8 protein-coding genes are annotated in these 9,165 nt (G+C 73.3%); 7 read left to right on the top strand and 1 reads right to left on the bottom strand.

All coding sequences use genetic code 11. The features are described from left to right. From K4G64_RS21560 to K4G64_RS21530, 7 genes are all read left to right on the top strand, one after another. Window positions 1–1,263 (top strand): glycosyltransferase family 4 protein (locus K4G64_RS21560; protein WP_221757663.1); only part of this gene is annotated, 1,263 nt, incomplete at its 5' end. An 89-nt stretch (window positions 1,264–1,352) separates the two neighbouring features. Continuing rightward, window positions 1,353–2,591 (top strand): glycosyltransferase family 4 protein, encoded by a 1,239-nt coding sequence (locus tag K4G64_RS21555; RefSeq protein ID WP_221757662.1) that lies wholly within the window; start codon window positions 1,353–1,355, stop codon window positions 2,589–2,591. Next, a complete protein-coding gene (locus tag K4G64_RS21550) occupies window positions 2,585–3,790 on the top strand; it encodes a glycosyltransferase family 4 protein (RefSeq protein WP_260460762.1) in 1,206 nt (401 codons plus the stop codon). The genes K4G64_RS21555 and K4G64_RS21550 overlap by 7 nt, the downstream gene beginning before the upstream one ends. Beyond that, entirely contained in the window at window positions 3,777–4,664 is an 888-nt protein-coding gene (locus K4G64_RS21545; RefSeq protein WP_221757661.1) for an FkbM family methyltransferase, read from the top strand. The genes K4G64_RS21550 and K4G64_RS21545 overlap by 14 nt, the downstream gene beginning before the upstream one ends. A gap of 133 nt (window positions 4,665–4,797) precedes the next feature. Continuing rightward, on the top strand, window positions 4,798–5,640 hold the full coding sequence (locus K4G64_RS21540) for an FkbM family methyltransferase (protein WP_221757660.1): 843 nt from the start codon (window positions 4,798–4,800) through the stop codon (window positions 5,638–5,640). Window positions 5,641–5,709: 69 nt separating this feature from the next. Further along, window positions 5,710–6,789: a hypothetical protein gene (locus K4G64_RS21535; RefSeq protein WP_221757659.1), complete on the top strand. Its 1,080-nt coding sequence runs from the start codon at window positions 5,710–5,712 to the stop codon at window positions 6,787–6,789. After that, window positions 6,786–8,402, top strand: coding sequence for an oligosaccharide flippase family protein (locus K4G64_RS21530; protein WP_221757658.1), 1,617 nt, complete (start codon window positions 6,786–6,788; stop codon window positions 8,400–8,402). Before K4G64_RS21535 ends, K4G64_RS21530 begins: the two co-directional genes overlap by 4 nt. Here the strand turns inward: K4G64_RS21530 and K4G64_RS21525 are convergent, their stop codons facing one another. After that, entirely contained in the window at window positions 8,403–9,164 is a 762-nt protein-coding gene (locus K4G64_RS21525; protein ID WP_221757657.1) for an FkbM family methyltransferase, read from the bottom strand. Window position 9,165 lies beyond the last annotated feature (1 nt).

Below are 9,165 nucleotides of genomic sequence, written 5' to 3'. Positions count from 1 at the left end.
GCGCTGCGCATCGTGCTGGCCTCGTACGCCTGCGACCCCAGCCGCGGCACCGAGCCGGGCATGGGCTGGGCCTGGGCTGAGGCGCTGGCGCGGCGCGGGCACACGGTCGAGCTGCTGACCCGCCCCCACGGCGGCAACACGGAGCACATCGGCAGGCGCATCGAGGCCCTCGGCGCGGTGGGGCGGCGGATCAGGACCCACGTCGTCCCCGCCCCGCCCCGGCCCTGGTGGGTGGGCGTGCTGCCGGGCTTCCTGCGCAGCCAGGCCCTGGAGTTCGTCCACTACGACGGATGGCAGCGGCGCGCCCTCGCACACGCGCGCGTCAACGGGCTGGACCGCGCCGATCTGGTGCACCACGTCTCGTACGGTTCGCTCGTGGGCGGCAGCGCGCTGCGGCGGCTCGGACCTCCGCTGGTGTTCGGCCCCGTGGGCGGCGGGCAGACCGCGCCGCACAGCCACCGCCGCTGGCTGGGACCCGCCTACTTCCAGGAGATGGTGCGGGAGTTGCTGTGGGTGCGGGGCATGAGCCTGCGTCCGACATGCCGTGCGACGCTCCGGGAGGCGGCTCTGGTCCTGGCCACCAATCGCGACACGGCGCGACGGGCCCGCCGCCTGGGCCGCTCCGACCCCCGACTGGTCCTGAGCGACGGCGTGCCCGACGCGTTGCTACGCGAGCCCCGGCGGGAGCCGCCGGAACGGCGCCGACGCCCCCCGACCGTGCTGTGGGTCGGACGGCTCACCGCCATCAAGGCCCCGGAGCTGGCCCTCAGAGCGTTCGCGCACCTCTCGGCCCGCGTTCCCGACGCCCGTTTCGTGGTACTCGGGGACGGCCCGCTCCGTGCGGACCTGGAGCGGCTCACCGCCCGGCTGGGGCTCACCGGGTCCGTGTCCTTCCGGGGCCGACTGCCCTGGAAGGACACCCTCGCCGCGTACGACGATGCGGACGTGCTGCTCTTCACCAGCCTCCGGGACTCCTTCGGCGTGCAGAACCTCGAAGCGTGGGCGCGCGGGCTGCCCGTGGTGCATCTCGACCACCAGGGAGTGGGGGACTTCTCCGCGCCGGGCTGCGCGGCCCCCGTACCGCTGGGCGACCCCGCGGACCTGCCCCAGCGCCTCGCCGACGCGCTGGCGGGGGTGCTCGCCGACGAGGAGGCCCGCCGCCGCACGGCGGAGGCCGGGCCTCGGTGGGCCAGGCAGCACACCTGGGCCGCGAAGGCCGAGTTCGCCGAGCGGCTGTACGAGGCCGCTCTGGACCGTCGCTGAAGCGCCGGCGGTCCCCGTCGGCGGCGGCCGACGGAACCGCAACCGCAACCGCAACCGCCCACCCACAACCGGAAAGAGCAGCACAGCGCATGCCAGCACAAGAGGAAACCCGTCCCGGTACGGGCACTTCTCCAAGCAACCCGGCGGCCTACCGCGTGGCACTGGTGCACAGCTTCTACTCCTCCCGCCGGCCGAGCGGGGAGAACGCCGCGGTGCTCGACCAGGCGGAGGCGCTGCGCGCCGCCGGGCACGACGTCACCCTGGTCGCCGCCCACACCGACGACCTGGAGACCGAGCGGGGCTACACCCTGCGTGCGGCGGTCCGGGTCGCCACGGGCCGCGGCCGGTCGCCGCTCGCCGACCTCCGCCGGCTCGACCCCGATGTGGTGCACGTGCACAATCTCTTTCCCAACTTCGCCACCGACTGGCTGGACCGCTGGCCGGGTGCGGTGGTCGCCACGCTCCACAACTACCGGCCGGTGTGCGCGGCCGCCACGCTCTTCCGTGACGGGAAGGTGTGCACCGCGTGCCCCGACGGCGACCGGTGGACCGGGCTGCGGCACGGGTGCTACCGCGGCGGCCGCGGAGCGACGCTCCCCCTCGCCTGGGCCGGCCGGCGCGGAACGGCAGCCCACCCCCTGCTGCGGCGCGCCCAGCGGCTGGTGACGCTCTCCGAGCGCAGCCGGGACCTGTACCTGCGGTTCGGCGTGCCGCCGGAAAAGCTGGCCCTGCTGCCCAACTTCGTCGCGCCCGCGAGCCCGGCCGCCCCGGAGGGCCGGACCGCGCCGGCCCCGGGCGCGGGCACGCGCTGGGTGTACGCGGGCCGGCTCAGTGAGGAGAAGGGCATCCTTCCCCTGCTCCGGAGCTGGCCGGAGGGCGAACCCCTCGATGTGATCGGCTCCGGGCCGCTGGAGTCGGTCTGCAGGGAAGCCGCGCCCGGCGGGGTCAGGCTGCTCGGCACGCTCTCGCGCAGGGAGATCGCCGCCCGGCTGCCCCACTACACGGGTCTGGTCTTCCCCAGCGCCTGCCCCGAGTCCGCCACCGCCCTCGTCTGCCAGGAGGCACTGGCGGCAGGAGTGCCCGTGCTCGCCCTGGCCGGATCGGCGGCGGCGGACAGTGTGCGCAGGGACGGTACGGGGTCGGTCTACGGCGGCTCCGACGAACTGCCGTACGCCCTCGCGGCGGCCCGCGAGCGCTTCCCCCTGCTGCGCGAGCGCTGCCGACGGGTGCACGCCGAGCGGTACAGCGCACGGTCCTGGACGGCCGGCATGGAGGCCGTGTACGCACAAGCCCTGTCACGAGCCGGCGTCGCGGAGCGGGCATGCTGACCGCCGAAGGCGCCCGGTTCCGCGTGGTCGTGGTGCAGCCGTACGTCCCGGGCTACCGCACGTCCTTCTTCGACCTTCTGCAGGCCCGCCTGGCGTCCGAGGGCGTGGATCTGGAGGTGCTGCACGGACCGGCGCCCCCGCACCAGGCCGAACGCGGGGACGCCGCATCCTGCGCATGCGCGACCCAGGTCCCCACCCGGCGTCTTCCCGTACCCGGCGGGCGGTCCCTGCTCTGGCGCCGGGTGCAGGGCCGGGCGGCCGGCGCGGACCTCGTCGTACTGGAGCAGGCGCTGCACAACCTGGAGGCGTACCCGCTGTTGCTCCGCTCGGCGGGCCGCCCGGGGCACGCCCCCCGGGTCGCGTTCTGGGGGCACGGCCGGACGTACACCAAGCCGCCGAGCCGTCTGGAAGCCGTTGTGAAGGGCGCGCTGACCCGGCTGGGATCCTGGTTCTTCGCCTACACCGAGGGCGGAGCGGCGCACGTCGCCTCGCGGGGATTCCCCCGCGACCGGATCACCGTGGTGCGCAACTCCGTCGACACCGCGGAACTCGTGGCCGCGCGCGCCCGGGCCGTGCGGCCGGGGACCGCGGAGTTCGCCGAGGCCACCCTGCTGCGGGAGCGGTACGGCCTGAGCGAGGGGCGCACCGCCCTCTATCTCGGCGGGCTGGACACGCCCAAGCGGATCCCGTTCCTTCTGGACTGCGCCGACCGCATCGCTGCCGAACTCCCGGGATTCCGGCTTCTGGTGGCGGGCGACGGCGCCGACCGGCACCTCGTCGACGCCGCCGCGAACCGGCCCGGCAGCCCGGTGGTCGCGATCGGCCACACGGGCGGAGCGGGGACCGCGCCGCTCGGGGCGGTCAGCGACGTCATGCTGATGCCGGGCCGGGTCGGACTCTGCGCGGTGGACTCCTTCGCCCTGCGCACTCCCGTCGTCACCACGGACTGGCCCTGGCATGCCCCCGAGTTCGAGTACCTGGCCGACGGCCGCAATGCGCTGGTCGCGCCGGACGACCCGACGGCCTACGTCGGCGCCGTGACCGCGCTGCTGCGCGACCCCGCACGGCTGGAGGCCCTCCGTACGGCCTGTCGGAGCGATGTCGCGGCGTACACGACGGAGGGCATGGCGGCGCGGTTCGGCGACGGGCTGCTGCAGGCGATGGAACGAGACCAAAGGAATCCGCATGCAGGTACATGAAGCCGGCCTCCTCGGCCGGACCGCCAAGGCCGCGGCGCCCCGGCTGTGCCGGCTGGCGAGCAGCGGGCGGATGCGGCAGGGGACCCGTCTGCTAGAGATCTACTTGGAGATCCTCCAGGGAAGGGGCGCCGGGACCGGCTGGGACCTGCGTGGAGAGATCGTCGCCGCGCGACGCTGCCTCCAGGGCGTCGAGGCCCCCGTGGTCTTCGACGTGGGTGCGAACTACGGCCAGTGGTCGGCCGGGCTACGCTCCGCCCTCGGCACGCGGACCGGCCGCTTCTTCCTGTTCGAACCACAGCCCGCGTGCCAGTCGGCGCTGGCCGGGGCCGGGATCCCCAACCAGGTGGTCATTCCCGCCGCGGTGAGCGACGAGGAGGGCTCCGCGACGATCTTCGCCGACACACCGGGCTCGGGCGTGGCGTCCGTCCACCGCCGCCGTGACTCCTATTTCGGCGATATGACGGCACATCAGGAGAAGGTGCCGGTCACCACCATCGACCGGGAGGTGGAGCGGTGGGGGATCGAGCGGATCGACCTGCTGAAGCTCGACATCGAAGGAGCGGAGTTCCAGGCGCTGCGCGGAGCGGCCGGCAGTCTCGGGGACGGGAAGGTGACGACCATCGCCTTCGAGTTCGGCTCGGCCAACGTCTACTCCCGCACCTTCTTCCGGGACTTCTGGGACCTGCTCTCCCCGCTCGGCTACCGGCTGTGGCGGATCTGCCCCGGCGGGGTCCTGCTGCCCGTGCGGGAGTACACCGAGGAACTCGAGCACTTCCGCGGGGTGAGCAACTACGTGGCGTCGCTCAGAACGCCCGAGCCTCGTACTCGGCGCACACGCGCCGGCCGGAAGCGGGCGGAGCCCGTCGCCGGATGACCCCCGGGTCCGGTGCCGCGGAGAACCGCCGCCCACCGGGTCACTGGTGCCGAGGAGTGAAGCGGTCGGGAAGAACACCAACACTTCGGCGTTGGCCGCGGATCTCCGCGGCCGCTGCCGTACGTTGACCTGCGTGACTGTGCACGACACCTTGCGTAGTGCCCGCGATTCGCTGTTCCGGTTCCCCGGTGTGCAGCGGGCCGTCCGACTCGCCACGATGCGCGGCTGCGTGCCGAACGCCGTATGGAAGCGCCTCCACCCCACCGGCGTATGGACGCTCCGCGCGCCGGACGGCAGTGGGTTCCGCTACGCCAGCGACGCCGACGACATCCTGGCCCGCAGCCTCATCTGGACGAACATGCGCCACTGGGAGGAGACCACCCACCCGGTCTTCTTCGACCTCGCCCGCAACGCCCGGGGGTTCGTGGACATCGGCGCCTTCTCCGGCATCTACACCCTGCTGGCCTGCCGGGCCAACGCGCGCCTGACGGCCGTCGCCGTCGAACCCAATCCGGCCGCGATGCGCAAACTGCGTCGCAACATTGAGGTCAACCGTCTCCAGGACCGGGTCGTCCTCGTCGAGAAGGCGCTGTCCAGCGCCGGCGGCCGGGCGGTCCTCGGGATCCCGGCCGACACCACCGCCGCCTCCCTGCTCGCGGCGGGGCCCTCGAACCACACGGTGGAAGTCGACGTCACCACCGGGGACGACGCGATCGGGGACCTCCCCGTCGATCTGGTGAAGATCGACGTCGAAGGGCTGGAACCCGAGGTGCTGAGCGGCATGAGCCGCACGATCTCGGCCCACCGTCCGACGATCATCGCCGAGTGCCTCGACGGAACCGCCCTGGAGAGGCTGCGCGGGGCCGTTCTCGAACTCGGATACCGGCAGATCCGCCACCTCGGGAGGGAGGGAGTGGTGCCGGCCCCGCCCGGATTCGTGCCACCGCCGCGGTACGCCAACTTCCTCGTGGACTGACGTTCCCGGCCTGTCGAAGACGCCGCAGGAGGCCCGTGGCGACGGTGACCCTGGACGCGAGGAGCACAAGTGAGCGCACCGGTGGTGCTGCACCTCAACAACGAGACCGAGCTGACGCGGCGCAGCCGGTTCACCGGCGCCTTCCGGAGACTGCAGGCCGAAGGACACCTCAGTCATGTACCGGCCGCGCCACGGGCCGAACTGCTCCGCGGTGGGCATCGGGCCGCAGTCGAATCGCTGGAGGCCACGGTCGTCGAGTCCCGACCCGACGTGGTCTTCGTCCAGTCCCCGCACGGATTCCCCTTCTCCGACGGGGAGGTCGCACGGCTGCTGCGGCTGGCCGGCTCGCCTCCCGTGGTGTACCAGGAGGGCGACGCCTGGGGCGGCAACAAACGGCTTCCCCCGTCCAGCCGCTCGTGGCTCCGCGCGGCGGACGCCGTGTTCAGCGTCGCCGGAGGCGCGCAACTGGCCATGCTGCGGCGCATCGCGGGCAAGCCGGTCCGCTACGTGCCGCACACCCTGCCGCTGGACTGCTTTCCCGAACAGGACCAGCCCGCTCCACCGGGCGACGCAGCCGTGTTCGACGTGGTGACGATCGGCAACTGCGTGGTGCGGGCCCGGATCCTCCCCCGTCTGCCGGGCGCAGGCGAGCGGGTACGGGTCGTCCGCGGGCTGGGACGCCTGGGCTGTCGGCTCGGCGTGTTCGGCTCCGGTTGGCACGGTCCGCACGCCCGGGGCCCGGTCCCCTTCGAGCGGCAGATCGCCGTCCTCCATTCCGCGCGGATGAGCGTGGGATGGGACCACTACGGGCGGTACCCCGGGTACTTCTCCGACCGGCTGCCGATCTCCGGGGCCGCGGGCCGCGTCCACGTCGGCCAGGGCCGGCCCGGGATGGAATGGCTGCCCGGTCCTCAGGACGGGCTGCACCTCATGCGCACTCCCCGAGACGCGGTGGACCGCGTGGGGGACCTGCTGCGGGAGGAGCAGCACGAGCTGGACTCTGCAGCGGAGCGACTGCGCCGCTGGGTGCGCTCGCGCCTGACCGATCTGCACTCCGTCCAGTTCATGCTGGGCGCGTTCGTGCCGCTGCCTTCGCCGCCCACCGACCCATGGCAGCGGATCGCGGCCCAGGAGGAACACCGGGGGTGAGGATCGACGGCGGCCCGGCGGGTGGAGCGCGGACGGGGAAAGAGACCGTCCTCCCCGGTGAGGAGCGTCCGCACTCCCACGCGGTGGTCAGCGGGACGTTGTGGAACTACTCGGCGGCCGTCGTGGCGTCCCTCCTCCAGATCGGATACACGGCGTACACCGGACGCGCCGTCAGCGCCGCGGCCTTCGGGGCCTTCGCGTCCGCGCTGTCCATCACCCAGTTGCTGGGCTACTTCGCCAACGCCGGACTCGCCACGACCGTGCTGCGTTCGCGAGAGCTCACGCGCGGACTGCTGGTGGCGACGGTCCGACTGGGCCTGCTCAGCGGACTCGTGTGCTTCGCCCTCGTGCAGGCGACGGCCCCGCTGTGGGCCGAGGTATGGAACGCCCCCGAGACGACGGGGCTGTTGCGCGTGCTGGGCCTCCAGTTCCTGTTTCTTCCGGTGGGAGCGGTGAGCGCCGCCGGCTTGCGGCGGCTGCAGGCCCAGCGGGCCGCGGTCCTGGTCGAGACCGGGGCGCTGGCCGCCGGGCTGCTGACGGGAACCCTGCTCCTGGCGGCGGGTTGGAACCCGCTGGGCCTGGCCGCCACCTCGGTGACCACCCAGCTGGGCATCGCGGTCCTCGCTGGCATGCTGGTCGCCCGGCGCCTGCCGCCGCCGGGCGACCGGACCGGCGGCTGGCCCGGCCGGTACCGCGAACTCGCGGGATCCTCCGGGTTCCTGGCCGGACACCAGCTCGCCCAGTACGTCACGAACACGGTGCCGCTGTGGGCGGCCGGGGCGGTGCTCGGTCCTGTCGCGGCCGGGTACTACTCGCGGTCGACACTGTTCACCGGGTTGCTCCTGACCACGCTCGCGGCCGGCCTGACCCGTGTCACGACCCCCGCCCTCACCAGGGTGCGTGCGCAGGCGCCGGAGCCGTCGCCGGAGGCGCGCCCGCCCGGAGGCCGGGAGGAGCCCGCCGTCCGCCGCGCTGCGACCGACGTCCTGCTCGCAGCCTCCGCGCTGTCCTTTCTGCCGTTCGCGTTCCTCGCCGGGGCCGGGTCCGGGGCGCTGCGACTGCTCCTGGGACCGGGCTGGGACGAAGCGGCCGGACTGGTGCCCCCGCTGTGCCTCTTCTCCGCCGTCGCCGTCGTGTACGCGGTCGGGCTCTCCGTGGACACGGTGTGCGGTTCCCACCGCCGGATGGCGGCCGCACAGGCCGCGGCGGCGGTCGTGACCCTCGCGGGGGCGGTGCTGGCCACCGCCGGAGACAGCCTCACTCTGCTGGCCCTGGCCGCCCTGGCAGGTCAACTGGGCGGTCTCGCAGTTCAGATGTGGAAGTGGCGCGGTCACGGCGTGGTCGAGGCACGTCGTCTGTGGGTCGGCTACGCAGTGCACGCAGCTCTGGGGCTCGCAGCGTACGCTTCGGGAGCCGCGCTGTCCCGGACGGCCGCCGGCCTGCCCTGTCCTGCCGTCCTGCTGGTGCTGCCGGCCGTCGGGCTCGCCGTGGTCCTCTGCCGCCCGCTGCGCACCCGGCTTCCGCTGTACAGGGTGGCTGCCGCCCGTGGCCTGCTCCCTCTCCGGGTACCGGACCTCCGCCGCAGCCGGACCACCCGGCCGCAGGCGCAGTGATCAGGACCCGGGTGCCGCTTCCGGTGGCCCCGGCGGCTCCCGGTCGCGGAGGAACACCAAGTCGCACTGGAGCATCTGGCCGGTCCGGCGATCGGTGAAGCCGGGCACCACCGCCATCAGGGTCAGGCCGTAGCGCCGTTGCGCACTGTCCATCACCTGGTGCAGCAGGGAACCGCCTTCGTACAAGGGGACGCAGGACGCTTCCAGTTGCAGTCCGCAGCAGCGTCGCGCGAGATCCTCGGCCCCCCTCAGTACGGCTTCCTCGTAGCCCTGGACGTCCAGCTTGACGAAGACGCGGTCCCCGGGTTCCGCCAGCTGCGGCCAGAGGTCGTCGAGGCGGTACTGCTCGGCCTCCTGGCGGCCCACGTACCGGGAGTCCGGGCACGCCTCGGCGTGCCGGGACAGCATGGGCAGTACGGAACTGCTCAGTCCGCTGTTTCCGGCCACGTTCAGGGTGACGGAGGTCCGCTCGTCGCCGAGGGCGTACGGGAACACGGACCACAGCGGGTCCGCGGCCGCCCGGCGGCGCAGCGCCTCGAACGGTCCGCGCAGGGGTTCGAAGGACACGATGCGTCCTCGGTACCCGAATCGCCGCAGGTTGTGCCCGTACTGACCGCGGTTCGCCCCCACGTCCAGCACCACGTCGGCGCCGGAATGACGCAGCAGCCGCACCATGCGGTAGTCGTAGGAGCACTCCGGAAACCGGTTCACGTCGAATCCGAAGCGCTGCACGGCCTTGCGGGCCCGGTGAAGAAGAGTCACC

Source organism: Streptomyces sp. WAC04114 (genome assembly GCF_019733245.1).
Classification (GTDB): Bacteria; Actinomycetota; Actinomycetes; order Streptomycetales; family Streptomycetaceae; genus Streptomyces; species Streptomyces massasporeus_A.
The sequence above is the reverse complement of the archived record's forward strand: the minus strand, read 5'-3'. Positions and strand labels throughout refer to the sequence as shown.

What these genes read in the sequence shown, in the direction of transcription:
- K4G64_RS21555 (WP_221757662.1), top strand. Translation starts at nt 1,353, where the DNA reads ATGCCAGCACAAGAGGAAACCCGTCCCGGTACGGGCACTTCTCCAAGC.
- K4G64_RS21550 (WP_260460762.1), top strand. Translation starts at nt 2,585, where the DNA reads ATGCTGACCGCCGAAGGCGCCCGGTTCCGCGTGGTCGTGGTGCAGCCG.
- K4G64_RS21545 (WP_221757661.1), top strand. Translation starts at nt 3,777, where the DNA reads ATGCAGGTACATGAAGCCGGCCTCCTCGGCCGGACCGCCAAGGCCGCG.